1 protein-coding gene is annotated in these 275 nt (G+C 41.1%); it reads left to right on the forward strand.

All coding sequences use genetic code 11. The features are described 5' to 3' along the window. A partial coding sequence (locus CF394_RS03570) for a hypothetical protein (RefSeq protein WP_439332853.1) occupies window positions 1-275 on the forward strand: 275 nt, incomplete at both ends.

A 275-nucleotide genomic window follows, 5' to 3' on the forward strand; every position in this document is an offset into this window, starting at 1 on the left:
CAAAGCTAAAACTGCATTGGAAGCAGAAGGTGTGAAATTCCCTATCCACTTGGATATTCCAGTAGACCAAACATCTAAAAACTATATCGCACGTATCCAATCTTTCAAACAATCAGTTGAAACAGTACTTGGCGAAGGCAATGTAATCATTGATATCCAACAAGTTTCTAAAGATGAGTTGAACAATATCACTTACTATGCTGCAAGCGCTGCGGCAGAAGATTGGGATCTCTCAGGAGCAGTTGGGTGGAACCCAGACTACGAAGATCCATCAA

The organism is Tetzosporium hominis (assembly GCF_002265435.1).
Lineage (GTDB): Bacteria > Bacillota > Bacilli > Bacillales_A > Planococcaceae > Chryseomicrobium > Chryseomicrobium hominis.